A 19,400-nucleotide genomic window follows, 5' to 3' on the forward strand; every position below is an offset into this window, starting at 1 on the left:
TATGTTATATTCTGTTGTTGCTGATTATTTTTCTGTTTTTTTGGGGCCTCCCGCAGCAAGCTGCGGGCGCTACGTTTCGCAGCTTGGGTTGACCCACTTTTTATAGCGGTGTCAATTTAGGGATCGATATCCATCATACATAAATATGAATCTCTCTAACCCTAGTCCTATTTTCTTGACGGATACGGCATGCCTAGTTTTCTTCACTGCGCCATTAAATCCGCCCAACCTTGCTATGATCCAATAGGCCCAAGCTATTGATTTAGAGGTAAATGGGTTACGCAAAGAAGGGCTTTGGCTTTCGCCTTTTAGATATTGTTTAAATATAAGATCTAAGACTTCTACTTCATCTTCTGTGAAAATAGAGGTTGCTGGAGTCTCATTATCTTGGTTAAGTCCAGCTTCTTTAAGCTTAAGGACCTTGTCAGATGCACTGATTGCCATAAGTATCATTTTGCGGATAGCTTTACCTGTTTTTAAACATATGTTTTCAATATCAAAGCCATCTGATTTTAAATATTTAAAGTATGTTTCAATTAACCACCTCTTGCGGTAGCAAAGAACAAGCTCTAAGAGCTCTTCTTCGCTGTTGATTTCTTCATTTGTGAGTAAGCGCCAACTGATGGTTTCATCATCATGATCTTTTTTTGTTCGGCTTCTTTTTCTAGCGGCAGATTTTGAAAAACCTTTGCCCTTTTCAAAGACCTCAATAACATTGATTGTCATTGGTTTAGGCCTTGGTTCGCCAAGAACATACTTACAAGATTTGGGAACGGCAAAAGTCACTTTTTTAGATCGAATAACTAGCTTCTTCCCGTTAAGTTTTTTACGGCTACTCTTGACCGTTTCTGTCGTCTCAAAGTCTGCTGGATAATGTTCAAAGACATCACATAATGGAATCTTTTTGCCATCCTCCCAAATCGTTGCTCGTCTATCTGTTCGAGACCGAATCAAGAACTTAATATGCTGTCTGAAAAAACTTTCCATCATGGGATAAACATCTCCTTCTCGATCACAAACATGTAAAATATCAATTAGGTCGTTAATTACTTTTAACGCAGATTCTGTCTCTTCTACATTTACTTTCCATCTCGTAATTTCACCTCTAAAATGACCCGTATTTCTATTTTCAGCCTCCTTACAAGTTACTCTATTTTTATATCGATTATAAAGCTGAACACCTCCTAAGCCATGATAATGAAAGCTTTCTCGACCATATAGTAGAGCCATGTGAAGAAATACAGACAAATTTGTTTCCCGACCTCCAGGGCCTAAACCCTCTTTGTCCGTTAGTCTATTTCTTTGCTTATTCAGTACAACTTCAGAGGTGTCGTGAAAGGCCAGAAGCTTTTCTTCAACCACCTTCATAGACTCCCTACTTTTGCCAATAAACTCAAATTGAATGTATTCCTCAGTAAGATTTTTGTTTGATAACAACCTCATGAAAGCCTTACGGTCTGCATCAGTTTTTGCTACATTTGTTAAATGTGGGTTAGGATTATTTTTTAGACTCTCTGCTAATCTATAACATACTCTCACTGATTGCTTATTTAGCATAAATGAAGATACCTTTGTACTGTCCATATAAATCTTGATTTAGAGCTAAGTTAAGCTTATTTTTAAAAGTGGGTCAACCCAAGGTTTCGCAGCTCGCTATTCGCTCGGCCCTGCGGCAGCAAAGCTGCCTGGGTCTGGCCTGACGGCCACTGCTGCACATCGCTAGGCCAGCTTGCTTTTGGCCTTTTTCTTTGGTCGCTAGGCCTTTAGTAGCTGTTTAAAATGTTGGACCGTAATGGCCAGGCCTTCCTCAAAGCTGAAGAGTGGATTATACTCCAAAAGCGTTTTGGCTTTCTCAATATTCGCTTGAGAATCACGGATATCTCCTGCTCGGCTTTCTCGATGTACGGGAGCTTGTTCGCTGCCAGCTGCTTTGCGGATGCCCTCATAAAGATCTAGGACCGAGTAGCGGCCACCTACGCCCACATTATACACCTGATTGTAAGCTGCAGGATTTTCAGTCAAGAGTGCCTTTACATTCATTTGGACCACATTCTCGATAAAGGTAAAATCTCGAGTTTGTAGGCCATCGCCATTAATATAAGCGGTTTTGCCCAAAAGACAAGCCTCTGCAAAAAGAGGAATTACGGCAGCATAAGCCCCTTTGGGGCTTTGTTTTGGTCCAAATACATTAAAGTAGCGAAAACCCATGAACTCCATTCCGTACAAATCGCCAAAGTTTTTAGCAAATAGCTCATTGCTATATTTGGTAATGGCATAAGGCGATAATTGTTGCCCAATTCGGTCTTCTACTTTGGGCAAATTGGGCTCATCGCCATAAACAGAGGAAGAAGAGGCATAAACAAAGCGCTTGATCCCTGCCTGATGGGCGGCATGCACCATATTCACAAAGCCATTGACATTGTGAAGAGTCGTAAGATGGGGTTGGGCGACAGAGCGGGGCACCGAGCCCAAAGCGGCCTGATGGCAAACGGCATCCATGCCTTCGCAGGCTTTTTCGCAATCGGCCAAAACGGAGATATCTCCTTCGATTAGCTCGAAATTGGGGTGGTCCATATAAGGCGCCAAGTTTTCTCGGAAGCCCGTGAGGAAATTATCAATAACACGGACTTTTTTGGCCCCATACTTCAAAAAATATTCGACCAGATTGCTGCCAATAAAGCCAGCGCCTCCAGTAATGAGTACAGAAAACTGGCTAAGGTCTCGATCGTGATAAGCGGTTTGATACATGCGATTACTATTTTATGTCGCAGCTATGCCCATGGGCAGAAGCTGCTTGAATGTCTGCGGCCCAAGCTTGGCGTTGGGCCAAGAGCTCTTCAGGAACATCCAAATAAATACTTCGATAATGTTTTTTCTGGCTATTGAAGCCCACTTCTAGTTGAAAGCGGAGGGCGGCTTTATCTTCTAGGACTTCTATTTGGAGCAGGCGCTCATAATGGGCCCAAAAGGGGTAATGGCTAGGCCCAATAAAGAGGGCATCTAGGGTAAGGAGCACCTCCTTGCCATCTTCTTTTTGCCATTGGGCCAAGATGCGGTCTTTTTTACTGAGGGCTTCTTTTTTGGCCAACTGCTTAAACTGCTGATTATAATAAATAATGGCCCAAAGCGAGCCGGGGCCCGTTAAGAGCCCAAAGCCCAGAAAGTAGGGCCAAAGGTAGTGAGAGTCTGGATTATCTACCATAAAAGTCATGGCAGCGGCCAAAAGGGCCGAAAAGCCCAGAATCATCAGAATAGAAAGCGCAAAAATACGGCGAATAATATTCATCTGCGGCAGATTTAAAGCGTCTAGAAAGGCGCGAAGCGCCTTGGCTTAGGGATGGATAGCAGTGGCCCGAAGGGCCAGACCTAGGCGGCGAAGCCGCCGCAGGGCCGAGCAGACCTGCGAGCTGCGGCACAGCCCGACCCGCCCGCAGGGCGGGGAAGCCCCAAAAAAAAAGCGCCCAAAACTGAGCGCTTTATATTCATCTTGGCTCCTAGTTCAGTTTCTTGAGTTCTTCTTCTAGGAGTTGGACCTTTGCCTCATGATCGGCCAATTTCTTGCGCTCTAGCTCCACCACCTTAGCAGGGGCGTTATTGACAAAGCGCTCATTGCCCAATTTTTTCATAATGCCTTTGATAAAGCCCTGCGAATAGCTGAGTTCTTTCTCTAGGCGTTCTTTTTCGGCGGCCAGATCAATTTTCTTATCAAAAAGGAGATAATATTGATCGGGGCCAACGAGGAAAGAGCTAGCTTCTACCTCTTCTTGGACCAATTCAAAGCGTTTGAGGAAGCCCAATTTGCTCACGGCCTCGGCCCAGCCCTCTAGGGCCAGAAGTTGGTCAGCGGTAGTGCTTTTGCGGAGCAAGAGTTCCAGTTCTTCCTTGATAGGCAGTTGGTTTTTGGCTCTTTGCTCACGGATATTTTTGACCACCTCTTGCATATTTTCCACCTCTTGCAAAAACTGCTGATCGTATTGGCCAACTTCTGGCCATTTGGCCACCACGCAATCTTCGCCGGCGGCACGTTCGCGCAATTTGGACCAAATTTCTTCGCTGATGAAAGGCATAAAGGGATGTAGCAAGATCATCATTTGCTCAAAAATATCGATGCTAAAGGCATAAGTCTTTTTGTCGATGCTATCGCCATAAGCGGGCTTAATGAGCTCTAGGTACCAAGAGCAGAAATCGCCCCAGATGAAGTTATAGAGCGTCATCAAGGCCTCTGAAAGGCGGTATTCGGCAAAAGAGGCATTGAGCTGTTCTAGAGTTTGGGCCATCTTCTGTTCGATCCAGCGCATGGCCAGTTCGCTTTCTTTGGGCGTTGCTTTTTCGCTTTGCTCCCAACCTTCGAGTAGGCGGAGGGCATTCCAAAGTTTGTTACAGAAATTTCGGCCTTGCTCACAGAGTTTGCTTTCATTTTTGATGGCTGTTTTCGCTTTATCGGCAAAGGGGGCATCAAAAATAACGTCATTTCCGGCGGCGGCACAAGAGAGGATACCGAAGCGGACGCCATCTGCGCCATACTTCTTAATCAGCTCGATAGAATCGGGCGAATTGCCTAAAGACTTAGACATTTTTCGGCGGAGTTTATCGCGCACCATGCCCGTAAAGTAAACCGATTCAAAAGGCTGCACGCCTTTTTCTTGGGCCAAGTTCTCGCCTAGGAGTTCGGGGGCCCATTCGTAGCCTGCCATAATCATTCTGGCCACCCAGAAAAACATAATATCCCAGCCTGTTACCAGCACCTGCGTGGGGTAATAATAGCGAAGCTCTTCGGGATTATCGAAGCCATCAAAAACGGCCATGGGCCAGAGCCAAGAAGAGAACCAAGTATCTACTACATCCTCATCTTGGGTAAGATCTTCGGCGCTATACTCCTTGCCATCGGCTTGGAGTTGGGCTAGGGCATCTTCTAAGCTTTCGGCCACGACGATTTCGCCATTGGGGCCATAATAAGCGGGAATTTGCTGTCCCCACCAAAGCTGGCGAGAGATACACCAATCTCTGACATTCTCTTCCTTCAGCCAGTTGCGGTACATATTGAGCATATGCTCGGGGAAGAAATTCACCTCGCCCTTTTCTACGGCAGCGAGGGCCGTAGCGGCAAGGCCTTCCATTTTGAGGAACCATTGTTCCTTGAGGCGGGGCTCAATAACTGCTTGAGTACGTTCTGAGCGGCCCACCTTATTGCTATAATTTTCTACTTTGACTAGAGCGCCTTGGGCCTTGAGGTCCTTAGCAATTTGCTTACGCACCTCAAAGCGGTCCATACCGACATAAAGGCCAGCATTGGGGTGCATGCGACCATTATCGTAGAAAATATCGATGCTTTCGAGATCATGGCGTTGGCCAATCTCATAGTCATTCATATCGTGAGCGGGAGTTACCTTAAGGGCACCGGTTCCAAACTCTTGATCGACATAGCGATCAAAAACAACGGGAATAGCGCGGCCGATGATGGGCACCAACACCTTTTTCCCTTTTAGTTTCTGGTAGCGTTCATCATTGGGATGGACAGCAATGGCCGTATCGCCCAAAATAGTTTCGGGGCGGGTGGTCGCAATGATGACATAGTCCTCACTGCCTTCAATTTGGTAGCGGAGGTGGTAGAGTTTAGATTGCTCATGGGTATGAATCACCTCCTCATTAGAGAGGGCCGTTTTGGCTTCGGGGTCCCAGTTCACCATGCGCAAACCTCTATAGATCAGGCCCTTTTTGTGCAGGTCTACAAACACCTTTTGCACATACTTAGAGAGCTTAGGCTCCATAGTAAAGCGGCTACGTTCCCAATCGCAAGAAGCGCCTAGCAACTTGAGTTGGTCCAGGATAATTCCGCCATACTTATCTTTCCAGGCAAAGGCATGCTCTAAAAACTCTTCTCTAGAAATATCTGACTTCTTGATGCCTTGTTCCCTGAGCATTTTGACCACCTTAGCTTCTGTAGCGATAGAGGCATGGTCGGTACCAGGCACCCAACAAGCATTAAAGCCTTGCAAGCGTGCTTTACGAATGAGCACATCTTGGATGGTGTTGTTGAGCATATGGCCCATATGCAAGACCCCCGTTACATTGGGTGGGGGGATAACAATGGTATAAGCGGGGCGCTCATCGGGGGTAGAGCGGAAATAGCCCTTTTCTTCCCAGTGAGCATACCAGCGTTTTTCGGCGCTGGCGGCATCATAATGTTTAGATAATTCCATATTCTGTATAACTAGTGATTCTAAATCGAAGGCCAAAAATACAGAAGTTCGTGGGGAGAAAAGAGCTTTGTTGCGGCTTTTTCTTGCTTAGGGGCATTTTTGCGCTGCTTTGCTGGCCTTAGAGACAAACAAAAAGGAGCTTGCCAGCAAAATTTGCCGACAAGCTCCTTACTTTTAGTAAAAAACCGCCTAATGTTGGGGAATTGCATCGGGCAGATAAGCCACTTTAGCTAGGCTTTCTTGAACATGAGATTGTTGTTCTTCGCCTAGTTCGGACCAATCTTTCAGTTCAAAGAGGAGGAACTCCCCTCTTTTTTCGCTCCAGACCAAACCTTGTGGGCTCATATTGAGGCGAACGCCAAGTCCACGGCGACCATCTAGCGGGCGCAACTCAAAATCGAGCATATTGGGTGAATGTTGCACCTTGAGTTCGTAGGCAAAGACCGTCGTTTGTCCAATTGGGTTGATGCTAAAGCCTGCCTGAGGGCTAAAAAAGATGATTCGTTTTTTGAGTTGTTCCTCAATCATATCGGCCACCTCTTTGTTAATTTGCCGCATACTTTCGGAGCGGACGGCCTTAAAGCTGAGGTATTTACCGGCCAATTGTTGGAAGACCGCTTGATTTTTATTTTGCTCAATAGCGGGGGCCATATCGGCTAGGGTTTGCTCTGCATAGCCCTTTAGGTAATCATAAAGATATTCCTTGATGAGTTGGCTGGCTCTGGGAGCGCCTAGGGCCTCTGCTTTCGAGAGGTAAAAATAAGCCTTGGCAGGATTATTTTCTTGATTAATGGCCATTAGGCCCAAGGCCATAGCGGCATCTTTTTGGCCCCCTTCTGCCTTCATGAGGTCCAGATAGAGGGTTTCTGCTGCGGCATAATCGCCTTTAGCCTGTAGGAGGCGGCCTTGTTTAAGAATAACATCTAGACCAAAGGTGCTTCCTAATGGATATTGGCGCAGAAGGACCTCCAATTCTTTTTCCACCTCTTCTAGTTTGCCTTGGGCCAAAAGGCTATCGAGCAATAAGAGGTTGGCGCTTACGCTGGGGCTAATCTGAATTCCTTGCTCAATCAGTTCTTGAGCTTTTTGGGCATGGCCCAATTCCATAGCGGCCTTGGCGTAGGCTTGCAAAAGCAGCGAGCTAACTTCATTATTCGCTTTGGCCAGTTCATAGGCTTGGGCCAAGGCATCATAAGCGAGCGGATAATCTTCTAGCTCATTGGCAATTCGGCCCACATTATAGACATAGGTCAGATTGGGGTCCTTTTCGCGCAGCATTTGCAATAATTTGAGGGCCTTTTTCTTTTCTCCTTCTGCTAGGTAGAGCTCTGCCCCTACCGCAAATAGCTTCTCTTGATAGCCATGTAGCTTGATGCTTTTGGTCAATAAAATCAAGGCTTCTTTTTCTCGGTTGCCCATGCTTCTCATGGCCAAAAGGGCATTGATTTGATAGAGCAGTTCATTGGGTTTGACCTTCATGGCGGCCTGAAAAAAGCTGAGGGCTTCGGCCGCTTTATTTTGCTCAAAAAGCAGTTCTTCCCCAATGGCGTTTAGGGCTTCATCTTGCTCGGGTTGTAGCTTGAGTATTTGGCGGTAGGCCACCATCGCCTGGGGGGCATCTCCCATTTTCAGTTGGGTTTGCGCTAGGCGCAAAAGGGCCTTAGTATCTTTGGGGTTGAGCTCTACCAACTTGAGCAAACAGCGCTCAATAGCTTCTAGAGAGCCGCCCTCTTGGGCATCTAGTGCTTGGGCCAAATAATCGTAGCCAAAGCCTTCTTCGGGGTATTCATTTAGAGCGCCCAAAGCCAACTCTTGCAATTTGGGCCATTCTGCTGCGGCGGCTGCTGTTTTGAGGGCTTCTATTTGTTCTGCTTTTGACATCGATTTCGGGTATTTTTCTTTGCTTTTTTAGAATGATTTTGGGGCTGCCCCCTCGGCCCTTTGGGCCTTGGGGTCGGGCTGTGTCGCAGCTCGCAGCTCTGCTCGGCCCTGCGCGGGCTTTGCCCGCTGGGTCTGGCCTGCGGCCACTGCTTTCCATCCCTCAGCCGGCTCGCTACGCTCGCCTCGGAACGCAGGAAATGCCTTTAGCCTTCTTCGGCAAACCAATTATAGGGATTCATGTATTCTACGGCATCGGCGGCGGTATCTAAGGCCCATTCGGCGGCTTCGCCTACTTCTCCGGCCACATATTCTACGCCCTCCCAAACCTCTTCGGCTAGATGGGCAGCGGCGGCTGCGCCTTTCTTGATATAGGTCATGGGGCTGCTGATCACCTCTTTTGTTTTTTGCAAGAAATTGCGGAAATCGGGGTGCATTTCGGCGGCAAATTCGCCTCCTACACGGCGGGCGCCCTTATAGGTCCAGCTATTTACTTGGAAAGAGATAGCATAGGTGGGGGCCGTCATGATGAAGAAATTGAAATCATTGGTTTTGGTGGTATAAAGCGTTACCGATTCGGCCAAGATTTTCACATTAAAATCGGCATAGGCTTTAAGGACCATTTCGGCCCGGAGGCTTCCTTCTAGGACCGTATCTTTTTGGATGGCCAATTTGGCGGTACCGTTAGCGTCTAGTGCGCCATGCAGGGCGGCGGTAACATCTAGTAGGTTGTAGCCCAGAATACCGATGGCGCTTCCTTTGATGCCAAAGTAGGCATCAATAACGCCGCTAGCTTTAGACTCAATGGCCAGTTCTTTTTCGACGAGGGTATGTTCTAGGGTGAGGTTCATTTGGACCCCCATAGTGAGATGTAGCGAAAAGACGAGGTATTCGGCCAAGGGGATATCTTTGCTTACATTAAAGACTTCGATATCGACATTGCCTTGGTTGATGAATTGCTGTAGGGCAAAACGGGCGCCTTTTTCTAGGTTTTCTTTAGAGACCAAATTACCGATGGCCGAGGGGCTGGTATCTTTGGCAGTGGTATCTACGGTGCTTTCTGCTCTAGAGAAGTTTTGGACCTGTTCTTTGGCTGGGGGGGCCGAGGGGGTAAAGTTTTTGCCGCTGCCGGTGAGGGCTTGCCAGCTTTTTCCGTTGGGGTCTACTCGAGCATCGGCGCCGCCAAAGTTGGCCTTTTGGAAGTCGCGGATGGCGTAGATGGTGGCGGGGCCGCATTTGCCGTCTACTTTGAGGCTTGCTCCTTTTTTGTTGAGCAGTTCTTGGACCTTGATGACGTCGGCTTTTTGGTTGTCGCCTTTGTAGCCGACGGAGCCGCTTAGGCCGCTGCTGTTTTCTACGCTGCCACTAGGTCCAGCAGAGGCTTGGCCGAGCTGGGCTTGTAGGCTTTGGATGCGGGCCTCAATATCTTCTAGTTGGGCCTTTTCTTGGGCGTCGATGAGGCCGTCTTGCATGAAGAGTTGACGGAGTTTGGGCAGTTCTTGCTGGTAGGTTTGCAGGGTCTGCTTGATGGTTTCTATTTGACTCATGGGAGTGGTAAATAAGGGTGGTTAAATTTTGGCCCTATTAAATTACAAAAAATCTCTTGTTTTGGCCTTTTTTGTTTTGTTTTTTTGAGGATGAGGAGCGGAGCGACGAATGCAATGCTGGGCGCTTTGGCCCCCAAGGCCAAAGGAGCCCAGCCCCCAAGCGGGGGCGGCGAACGGGAGGACCGAAACTGAAATGTAATATATTGAGGGGTTAATTGGCTGAGACGCAGGGAAGATGGGGGCTGCCGCCAGCCGCTGGCCGGGCGCGCTTGGCGCGAGCCTGCGAAGCTTGAAGCCGCAAAGCGGCTTGTAGCTGAGCAGTTGGGCGGCTAGGGCCTAGCGCTGTGCAGGGGTGGCCGCAGGCCAGACCGAAGCCCGCAGGGCTGAAGGGCCGAGCAAACCTGCGAGCCCCGAAACATAGCGCCGCAAGGCAAAGCCGCAGCGGAGGCCCCAAAAAACATTAGCGAGCCCCGACAACAAGGCCTTTAGGCCGTCTTCGATGACCGAAGGGAGTAAACATAGCGCCCGCCGAAGGCGGGAGGCCCCAAAAAAAAGAGAAGTACTGCTAAAAAGCAATACTTCTCTCCTATCTCTTATGGATCAGGGCCTAATCTTGAGGATTAAGATCTTGATTCTTAAATCGTTTTTGAAGTTGATCTACTGTTTTCGTCAATTCGGGTAAGCGTCGAATGGCCGCCAATTCCTTAAAGCGGCTGTAAGCCTCTACCGCAGGAGCGCCCATATAGCGCTTACCACCAGGAATAGACTTAGAGACCCCCGTTTGCGCAAGCAAAACGGCCCCTTCACCAACGACCAAGCCCTTAGAAATACCCACTTGTCCGTAAATAGTGACAAAATCTTGGATAATGGTTTTGCCTGCGATTCCCGTTTGGGCCGCAATCAAGCAATGTTTGCCCAAAACCACACCATGGCCCAAATGCACCTGATCATCTAATTTACAGCCTTTACCAATATGCGTATCGCCAGAAACCCCGCGATCAATAGTACAAGCTGCCCCGATGCGGACATCATCCTCAATCACCACTCGGCCAATAGAATGCCAAGGCTTATAACTGCGGTCCTCCTCTAAGTGGTAATAAAAAGCATCATTGCCAATCACAGCATTAGAGTGGATTTTCACTCGATCGCCAATCACCGTATAATCAGAAATCACGGCATTGGCCCGGATCAAGCAATCTTCGCCAATCACGACATGATTGCCCACCACAGCACCCGCCTCGATAATCGTCCCTTTGCCAATTTGGGCCGTGGGACTAATTTGGCTGCTCATAGGCGTAAAAGGCAAATACTTTTTGGCCAAATTATTATAGGCCTCAAAGGGGCGTTCCACCACCAAAAGGGCCTTATTTGGGGGACAATCTACTGCCTGATCAATCAGAATAGCTGAGGCCGTAGAATAAATAGCTTGATTATAATACTTCTCATTATCGACGAAGATCAGGCTGCCTTTACACACCTTATGAATTTCGTTGAGATGAGTAATTTCTACATTGGGATCTCCGATGAGTTTGGCGCCTAGCATATTGGCTAGCTCAGAGACGAGAATCGATTCCGCAAGTTTCATTGATTTCCAAATTTATTCAGGAACAGAAGGCCCCATAGGGCTAAATCGCCCAAAGTTCGTTAAAATTTGAAGAAAGCACTAGCCCTTGGGGCCCTTTTCTATAATCTCTTGATAAATAACTGTCCCCAAATCCCAAACCCAACTATATTTTTGCAAACTTTCTGCATCGAGCAAGCGACCATAGCCCTCATAAACGGGCTGTTGGGCCAACTGTTCTAGCTCTTCTTTGGGCAGGATAATTTTGAACAAACAAAGCTCAAACTCCTGAACACTTTTGATCTTAAACTGCCCAATAAAAATAGGCGGCTGCTCAGGTTGCCAGCGCAACTCTTCTTGCAGCTCTCGGTATAAGGCAATTTCTGGGCTTTCATCTTCGGCCTCTACAGCCCCACCCCAAACCGATAAGGCCAGTCGCCATTGCGGCAGCGGATAAGTTTCATCCTTTTGCTGCACAAAAAATAATTGCTGGTCCGAACTGCAGATAATGGCGCCAACGCCAAGGTGGAAAGAAGTCATGTTGTGGGGGGAAATTCAAAGGTTAATTCTGATGTAATTACTTTACTAATATCTAGTAAGGGAAGCATATAGCGAGAAAATTCAGTATGCTCATTTTTAGTATGAAGAACCCCTCTACTAATACCTATCGTTATTCCAGTAATATTACTGATAAAGTCTTTGGGAAAAACCACCTTATTTTTTGATTCAAAATCGCTCCAAGCCTCCTCTCCTATTTGAAAATGAGCACTAACACTAATTTTCATCACAACAGCTTTTTTCTGTTTAAAGTCAAAGCTAGTAACAATGCCTAGTTGGCGAACATCCGGCTTAAGCATAAACTTAAAGGCGTGTACTATATCTACTTTTTGGTTAGCATCTAATTGTTCTGGGAAGGTTGCAAATTGTTCTGTTGCTATTCGCCCTAGTGTAAATCCAACACCCATAATTAACAAATTTGTTTAAGGTTAATCGTAGAAGACTCCTTTATATCAGTAGACTCATGTATAACAACATAGTCATAAGTAAGATCTATCTTCATAGGAACTACTTCAGTTGACTCTTCTCCTATAAGTTGAATTGCTTTATCTCTATTACTTTCATAGTAATTAGCAAGAATTGGCAAATCAAGAATGTTTTGAACTTTGACTAAAGTTTCTAAGGTAAAATTTTCTTTCCCCTTAACCATCTTACTAACGTATTGAGGACTAACAGCTAATACTTCTGCTAGTTGTTTTTGACTCCAGCCTAACTCCTCTAAACGGTCCAGTATTTTATGGGCAATATCACGAGATGCTCGAAGCATCAGCCGCTTAGCTACACGTTCTTTATTCTTTTCTGATGTCTTTACTTCCTGTTCAGCAACTAAGGCCAAGAATTTATCTTTATTCGCTTTCATTTCACTCCTCTTTTAAATCTTCAAAAGAATCTTGATCAAAAACTCCCTCTACTTTTAAATAGTTTTTTACCGCTTTCAACTTTTTTAACTCCTCCATCAAATTAGGATCGTCCTGCATTTTGGGCACCAACTTAATTGCTCCTCCTGTAATAAGATAACAATCTGAATCTATCCTAATTGCATACAAACGCAAATAACTTTTTTGATGAGGCCTACCTTTTTGTAAGGATAGCTCTCTAAACCCCGTTTCACTGTTATATAGTGGTCGAAAAAACATATCTAGATTTCGCTCTCCCTCTTCAACCTCTATCATCAGGTCTTCTATCAACTCCTGATCATCTGAAATTTTATTGGCAAGTTGTTTAACTTCTTTAACAGCACAATTCTTCAAGTATTCCCGAAGATAAACCACATCACTCCAAAGGTCCATTAACCTATCATATTCATTATCTTCAGCTTCTTCATAATGAACAGCGTACAAAGCTCCCCCAAATATATGAACTATCTTCATGTTGTCAACTTGTAGGTTTATTTTTAACAGGAAAATGTAAAGATTGTTCCCATTTTCTAAATTTGCTGCCCCTCTACTTACTGAGCTGATAGTATCAAATGATACTATCAAGATGGTTTACTCTACGTTTTTCTCTAAAAACATGATGACCTCCTCTTTAGTTAGGCTAGATCTTGCAATATCCTCTACAAATGCCTGAATAATTTCTCCTCTCTCTTTTAATTCCGTCTTGGGGATTTGCTTTGGTTGACTCTCTGCAGTTGAGGCTATATTGACGGTTTCAATTTCTGACTTAAATCGTTTGCCATTTAGATACATAAAACCATGCAACACCATTAAGCTTGTCCGCTTATTACCATCATTAAATATATGCGAGGAGTTTATATTAAAAATATAAACTCCCGCTTTCTCTAAAAAACTTGGATAATAAGAATCATTTTGTACTATCTCCACTAAGTAATCTAATGAGGACTCATTCTTAAGATTAGATGGCTCAACAAAAGGCTGGCCCTCTTTTAATAAGAGCTTTCTATTGAAGTAGATAATGTCAGATTTCTGAAAATATTTCAGACTCATTTTCTAAGCTAAGTTTTTATAGACTTCTTCAAATTCAGCCATACTCATATCAAATACTTCATCCAATACTTTTTCTCGCTCAGAAGATTGTATAACTTTCTTTGTTAGCCGAGTTTGCTTGATACTTTCAAGTTCATTTTCAAACTCCAAGTCACTTCCACCAGCGCCTATAATAGTAGACAATAATGATAAGTATTTATCATTATCTCTTTGCTTTAAGAGTCTTAGCTCTCTTTCTAGCTCTTCTAACTTAATTCCCATATTTGTTACCATTTTTAAGGCCCTGAGTACTTGATATAAGATATCAAAATTCTTTTCTACTTTTTCACAAACTCCTAAACTTTTCATCTAGTTCAATACAACTAGCCAATGCTTGTCTTTCTTACTTCCCAATACAAAACTGCCCAAAAATATTCTCCAACAAATCTTCCACATCTACCTTGCCCGTAATTTCGCCCAAAGCCCGAAGCGCAGCCCGAATATCCATCGCCAGTAGGTCCCCACTGAGGCCCTCTTCTAAGCCCAGCAAGGCCGCATCTATGGCCTGATAACCTTCTTCCAATGCCTGATAATGCCGTAGGTTGTTTACCGTGGTCCCTTGCTGATGAATTTGCCCCTCAACAACTAAATTGCGTAAGGCCGAACGCAGCTCGCCCAAGCCTTCTTTTTGCTTGGCCGAAAGCCGAAAATGATCGGCAGCTAAGGTTTGCCCCTCTTCCAATTGATCGCATTTGTTGGCCAATACCAAGACGGCCAAGCCCTCTCTGCGCAAACGAGCAAGGTCCGCCTCGCATTCTTCCTGACTCAATTGGCTGGCATCATAGACATAGAGCAAGACCGTAGATTGCGCAATTTTTTCATAGGTTTTTTCTACCCCAATGGCCTCAATTTGATCGCTGGCCTCCCGAATCCCCGCCGTATCAATTAGGCGAAACTGAATCCCGTCTATATTGAGCAGTTCTTCGATGCTGTCGCGAGTGGTGCCCGCTATATCCGACACAATGGCCCGCTCTTCATTCAATAAAGCATTGAGCAAGGTCGATTTTCCCGCATTGGGACGGCCCGCCAAAACGGTGCTTACCCCCTCTTTCAATACATTGCCCAACTGAAAGGAGTCCATCAATTGCTTGATCATGGCCCGAATTTTCAAAAGGAGCTCCTCTAGCTCTTTTCTTTGCGCAAATTCCACATCTTCTTCGCCAAAATCAAGCTCCAACTCTAGCAGGGAGGCAAATTGCAAAAGCTCTTTTCGCAAGCCCTCAATTTGCTGAGAAAAACCGCCCCGCATTTGCTGCAAAGCCATCTGATGCGCCGCTTCCGAATCTGCCGCAATGAGGTCGGCCACGGCTTCTGCCTGGGCCAAATCCAATTGCCCATTGAGGAAAGCCCGCAAGGTAAATTCCCCCTCTTTGGCCAAACGCGCGCCCGAACGCAAACACAAACTGAGCAATCGCTGCTGAATATATGGCGAACCATGACAAGAAAACTCAATGACGTCTTCTCGAGTGTAAGAAGTTGGCCCCTTAAAAACCGAACAAAGTACCTGATCGACCCGCTGCCCCGCTTCATCATAAATGTAGCCCAAATGCAGGCTGTGGCTCTCTTGCTGGCTCAAATCCTTGGCCCGAAACATCCCGTTGGCTATGCTTATGGCCGATTTGCCCGATAAGCGAATGACGGCAATGGCTCCAGCTCCGGCAGGGCTGGCCACGGCCACAATGGTGTCTTGTAAATCTAGGTAGTTGTACATTTTAGCGCCTTTTTTTATGCAAACTCAAAAATACAGGCCTTTGGAGAAAAAGACTATTCTTTTCCCTTTTTTTTGATGTTTTGGGGCCTCCGCTGCGCTCCGCTTGCGGCGCTACGTTTCGGGGCTCGCAGGTCTGCTCGGCCCTGCGGCGCAAAGCGCCTGGGTCTGGCCTGACGGCCACCCCTGCACATCGCTAGGCCATTTGCGCTAGCCCTGCGGGCTGGAGCGAATGAAAAAAAGGGCCCGCCCAGACTTGAGGGCCTCCGCTGCGCTCCGCTTGCGGCGGTTACTCCCTTCGGTCGTCGAACTGCGCCCTAAAGGGCTTGTTGTCGTTTCGGGGCTCGCTGTTCGCTCGGCCCTGCGGCGCAAAGCGCCTGGGTCTGGCCTGACGGCCACCCCTGCACATCGCTAGGCCGATTTGCGCTAGCCCTGCGGGCTGGAGCGAATGAAAAAAGGGCCCGCCCAGACTTGAGGGCCTCCGCTGCGCTCCGCTTGCGGCGGTTACTCCCTTCGGTCGTCGAACTGCGCCCTAAAGGGCTTGTTGTCGTTTCGGGGCTCGCTGTTCGCTCGGCCCTGCGGCGCAAAGCGCCTGGGTCTGGCCTGACGGCCACCCCTGCACATCGCTAGGCCGATTTGCGCTAGCCCTGCGGGCTGGAACGAATGAAAAAAGGGCCCGCCCAGACCTGAGGGCCTCCGCAAGGAGGTCCGAAAAGGGGTGGGCGGGCGGGTAAATATAAGCAGATGAGGAGCGCAGCGACGAATGCCATTTTTGCGGTGGACAGGCGGCGAAGCCGCCGCAGGCTGAGCTGCCAGAGCAGGGCCGCCAAAGGCGGCAGACCAAAGCCCTCAGGGCTGCAGGGCCGAGCAGACCTGCGAGCTGCGGAGGGAGCGACCCGCCCGAAGGGCGGGGCAGCCCCAAATCATCAGTCTAAAACATAACGCCAAACCTCTGGCTGACTCAACTTTATGGCCTTCTTTCCATCAGCATTCCAAAACTTAATTTCTAGGCTATCGGCCCCCTGAACGGGCAAATCCATATACAAGCGCTTTTCTTCTCCCTCTTGTATGTGGCGCTGCAGACGAAACATCTGCTCATCAATAAGCTGCCCCTCTTTTTTGAGGCTAACGGTAAACTGCGTCATCCACCAAAACTCCCATTCTTTTGGCCCTATAATTTGGGCTAAAATGCTCACTCTAAGGCCCTCTTTTTCGGGCATTTTGGGCAAAGCCAAGGAAATAATTGGCGCAAACTGCTGGTTTTGGTCCAGCTGCGCCTGCCAGCTGGTATCGGAATAAACCAGACTAGCCTCCTTGAGCTCCCCCTTCTTTAATTGGCGAACCCCATCCAATAATTTCAGGCGCTCAGGATCCTTATCGTAGCGGAAAAGCGTGGCCCAATAATAGGCCTTTGTCATCTCGCCCGGACGCAGCAAACCGCCCTTATGCGCCTGATGCGTAAACCAAAGATTGGCATAAAACGAAAGCAGGGCAAACCCAAAAATGGGCAGTTTCAGCCAAATTTTTTGTTGGCTGAGCCAGTGAATCAATGCCGCCAAAGGCAGGGCTAAAACGGGATAAGCCTGCACCATGGCCCTTTGGCCCAAAGAGCCGCCATACCACCAAATATCCCAAGCAAAAGTGATATAAATAAAGAGCAAACTGAAGACAAAAACCGTCGAGAACAAGCTTCTTTGCTGCTTGAAAAAAGGCCCAAACCCCAAAAGCGGCAACAGCATAAAAGGAGAATAGGTCAGCCAGCCACTTTTATAGCTCAAAAAGCCAGCATGCAAATGAGGGCTCAACCAACTAAAGCCCTGATCTTGATAAGAATAAACGATCCATTCTCCTGTTGCATATTTCCAGTACATCAGCTGAAAGCTACCAATAAAAGCCGTAATCAAAACCGCCAAAAGCAACTTCCCAAAATGTTGGGCCACAAACTGCAGGCGTTGTTTCAAGTCCGTCCAGACCCAAGCTTGCAGGCCCCAAGCTAGGGGAATAATACAGGCAATAATTTCGGTAGGGCGAATCAGGGCGGCCCAGCCCACCAAAGCCCCAATAGCCGCTCCTTTTAGGTAGCTAGGCTGTTGATAAAAGCGGACCGTAACATAAAGCAGCAGGCTATAGAGCGTAAAAAGGGTATTATGCGTCATGGCCCCATCTATAGCGGAATAATTGAGGTAATTACTGCCTAAAACCAACCCTAAAATGGTCCAGTCAGCTATTTTAGGTCGATAGAAAAAGAGCAAAAACTTGCGCAAATAATAAAGGCCCAAAAGCGCCCAAAACAAGCTCCCTAAAGAAATGGCCAATTGATAGGGAAAAGAAAACCCATCGGCGGGATAGGCCGTGCTTTTGGCATATAAATGAGCAAGGCCAAAAGCAGGTAAAAAAGAAATCGCTTGGCCCATAGAATACTTCATCACATAATTGCCAGAAGCCTCATGCACAAAAGCCTGTTGAAAATTGGGGGTGGGGCCATAGTTTTGAAGAATACTATCCTTAAAGTTACAGCCCTTAATATCTTGATAAATCAGGCTAGCGGGCAAATACATATAATAGCCAGAAACATCCCAGGAGATGGTCGCTTCCGTTCCGCCTTTGCTCCATTTTGGGTAGTACAAAAAGTGCGTAAGCAATATAACTAAGACGGCAAGATAAAAAGTTGGACTGAGCTTCATATTAGGGGAACAATGAAGTGAAAAAATAGCCTAGGCGGCTTTGGGCCTAAACAAATGCCTGCAAGAACGCCAATTTATCTATTCTCTCAAAAAAAAAGACCTCTAAGCCTAGGGCTTAGAGGTCTAATCATTTAGCGGGCAGCAATTAGAGCTTCAACTTCAAAGTCAAAGAGTGCGTCCCTTTAAATACCTGAGTATACTCATAGGCATAATCGAAGGCAATTTTCTTAGCAGAGCCCTTACGGAGAGGGATTTCGGCAGTAACACCTGCGGTCAATCCACCAGAAGCTGTGCTAGAAGTTTCTGAGCTATACATATCGCTTTCATAGCGGAAAGCGGTACGTGCCATAAACATCTCTTTAAAGGCATATTCAAAGCCTACACCATATTGGTCGCGAGAGAAAGAGTTGGCGGTAAAATTACCCACTGCCGTTAGGCGGTTAATCTTGCTACCGAGGTAAAAGTCATAAGACATACCAATATGCAGCAAAGAGGGCAATTCGTAGCCAGCGCCTCGGCTATTTACGGTAAGTGCCGTTGTATTATTGGGGGCCACACCAACAAAGGCTAGACCATCGCCAGAATAAGACATTTTGGTTCCGAAATTACGGAGAGCCACACCAAATTTGATTTGGCGATCGACACCAGTAACATATTGTACACCAGCGTCAAAACCTACACCAGTAGCAGAAGCATTGGCAATAGATTCTGAAACCACGCGAACACCAAAGCCTACAGAAACCTTCTCGTTTCCGTCTTCATCTTTAAATACATAGCCATAAGAGAGGCCAATATTAAAGAAAGAAGGGCTAAAAGTGGTAATTCCGCCAGGTTGGTCAACAGTAGTCAAAGGAATATCTCCAAAACCAACAGACATTAGTTCTACACCAAAGGCGCCATTATCGCCAATTTTCTGGACCAATCCAGCGGCATTAAGGCTAATGCCCGTACCGGCCATATATTGTGTATGTCCTAATGCCACCTCTGTTTTTCCAGAGATGCGGCAAATTCCTGCAGGATTAAAGCGAAGCGCCTCTACCCCAGTTACGCGAGCAGCCACCAAGCCATTGAGGCCAGCAGAGCGAGCCCAAGGGTTCATGATCAACTCATAGGCACCGGCTTCCCCTTGTCGGTCCGGATTTCCTGCTTTTGCTGTGGGCGAAGCAGCTAGAAAGCTGAGGCAAAAAAGGCCCACAAACAACAAAGAAGTATATTTAGTCATGCTATGAAATCGTTTAAAAGGGTTTTGCCCCCTCCAAGACAGAGGGAGCAAAACGAA

General features: G+C 46.8%; 16 protein-coding genes. All 16 read right to left on the reverse strand.

Annotated elements, in window-relative coordinates:
• Positions 1 to 111 precede the first annotated feature (111 nt).
• The 16 genes from SGRA_RS08600 to SGRA_RS08685 all read right to left on the reverse strand — a co-directional run bounded on the left by SGRA_RS08600 (position 112) and on the right by SGRA_RS08685 (position 19,343).
• Positions 112 to 1,557, reverse strand: a complete 1,446-nt coding sequence (locus SGRA_RS08600; RefSeq protein ID WP_014373399.1) for an IS4 family transposase — start codon at positions 1,555 to 1,557, stop codon at positions 112 to 114.
• Between the two features lie 198 nt (positions 1,558 to 1,755).
• Positions 1,756 to 2,748, reverse strand: coding sequence for an SDR family oxidoreductase (locus SGRA_RS08605; protein WP_015692263.1), 993 nt, complete (start codon positions 2,746 to 2,748; stop codon positions 1,756 to 1,758).
• Between the two features lie 7 nt (positions 2,749 to 2,755).
• On the reverse strand, positions 2,756 to 3,286 hold the full coding sequence (locus tag SGRA_RS08610; protein ID WP_015692264.1) for a hypothetical protein: 531 nt from the start codon (positions 3,284 to 3,286) through the stop codon (positions 2,756 to 2,758).
• 208 nt (positions 3,287 to 3,494) lie between these two features.
• Positions 3,495 to 6,200: a valine--tRNA ligase gene (locus tag SGRA_RS08615; RefSeq protein WP_015692265.1), complete on the reverse strand. Its 2,706-nt coding sequence runs from the start codon at positions 6,198 to 6,200 to the stop codon at positions 3,495 to 3,497.
• A gap of 189 nt (positions 6,201 to 6,389) precedes the next feature.
• On the reverse strand, positions 6,390 to 8,081 hold the full coding sequence (locus tag SGRA_RS08625; protein WP_015692267.1) for a tetratricopeptide repeat protein: 1,692 nt from the start codon (positions 8,079 to 8,081) through the stop codon (positions 6,390 to 6,392).
• 203 nt (positions 8,082 to 8,284) lie between these two features.
• Positions 8,285 to 9,625 carry a peptidoglycan-binding protein gene (locus tag SGRA_RS08630; RefSeq protein ID WP_015692269.1) on the reverse strand — a complete coding sequence of 447 codons (1,341 nt, stop codon included), beginning with the start codon at positions 9,623 to 9,625 and terminating at the stop codon, positions 8,285 to 8,287.
• A gap of 607 nt (positions 9,626 to 10,232) precedes the next feature.
• Positions 10,233 to 11,210: a UDP-3-O-(3-hydroxymyristoyl)glucosamine N-acyltransferase gene (locus SGRA_RS08640; protein ID WP_015692271.1), complete on the reverse strand. Its 978-nt coding sequence runs from the start codon at positions 11,208 to 11,210 to the stop codon at positions 10,233 to 10,235.
• A 78-nt stretch (positions 11,211 to 11,288) separates the two neighbouring features.
• Complete coding sequence (locus tag SGRA_RS08645; protein WP_015692272.1) at positions 11,289 to 11,726, reverse strand: NUDIX hydrolase; 438 nt, start codon at positions 11,724 to 11,726, stop codon at positions 11,289 to 11,291.
• The gene (locus tag SGRA_RS08650) at positions 11,723 to 12,151 is read right to left on the reverse strand and encodes a hypothetical protein (RefSeq protein ID WP_015692273.1); all 429 of its coding nucleotides are present in this window, start codon (positions 12,149 to 12,151) and stop codon (positions 11,723 to 11,725) included. The genes SGRA_RS08645 and SGRA_RS08650 overlap by 4 nt, the downstream gene beginning before the upstream one ends.
• A gap of 2 nt (positions 12,152 to 12,153) precedes the next feature.
• Positions 12,154 to 12,603, reverse strand: coding sequence for a helix-turn-helix domain-containing protein (locus SGRA_RS19540; protein ID WP_015692274.1), 450 nt, complete (start codon positions 12,601 to 12,603; stop codon positions 12,154 to 12,156).
• A gap of 1 nt (position 12,604) precedes the next feature.
• Positions 12,605 to 13,114, reverse strand: a complete 510-nt coding sequence (locus SGRA_RS08660; protein WP_041329881.1) for a hypothetical protein — start codon at positions 13,112 to 13,114, stop codon at positions 12,605 to 12,607.
• 117 nt (positions 13,115 to 13,231) lie between these two features.
• Positions 13,232 to 13,690: a type II toxin-antitoxin system death-on-curing family toxin gene (locus SGRA_RS19545; protein WP_015692276.1), complete on the reverse strand. Its 459-nt coding sequence runs from the start codon at positions 13,688 to 13,690 to the stop codon at positions 13,232 to 13,234.
• 3 nt (positions 13,691 to 13,693) lie between these two features.
• Positions 13,694 to 14,038 carry a hypothetical protein gene (locus tag SGRA_RS08670; RefSeq protein WP_015692277.1) on the reverse strand — a complete coding sequence of 115 codons (345 nt, stop codon included), beginning with the start codon at positions 14,036 to 14,038 and terminating at the stop codon, positions 13,694 to 13,696.
• Between the two features lie 34 nt (positions 14,039 to 14,072).
• Positions 14,073 to 15,440, reverse strand: a complete 1,368-nt coding sequence (gene mnmE / locus SGRA_RS08675) for a tRNA uridine-5-carboxymethylaminomethyl(34) synthesis GTPase MnmE (protein WP_015692278.1) — start codon at positions 15,438 to 15,440, stop codon at positions 14,073 to 14,075.
• Between the two features lie 923 nt (positions 15,441 to 16,363).
• A complete protein-coding gene (locus tag SGRA_RS08680) occupies positions 16,364 to 18,121 on the reverse strand; it encodes a hypothetical protein (protein ID WP_015692279.1) in 1,758 nt (585 codons plus the stop codon).
• Positions 18,122 to 18,266: 145 nt separating this feature from the next.
• Positions 18,267 to 19,343, reverse strand: a complete 1,077-nt coding sequence (locus SGRA_RS08685) for a PorV/PorQ family protein (protein WP_015692280.1) — start codon at positions 19,341 to 19,343, stop codon at positions 18,267 to 18,269.
• Positions 19,344 to 19,400 lie beyond the last annotated feature (57 nt).

This window comes from Saprospira grandis str. Lewin (genome assembly GCF_000250635.1).
Classification (GTDB): domain Bacteria; phylum Bacteroidota; class Bacteroidia; order Chitinophagales; family Saprospiraceae; genus Saprospira; species Saprospira grandis.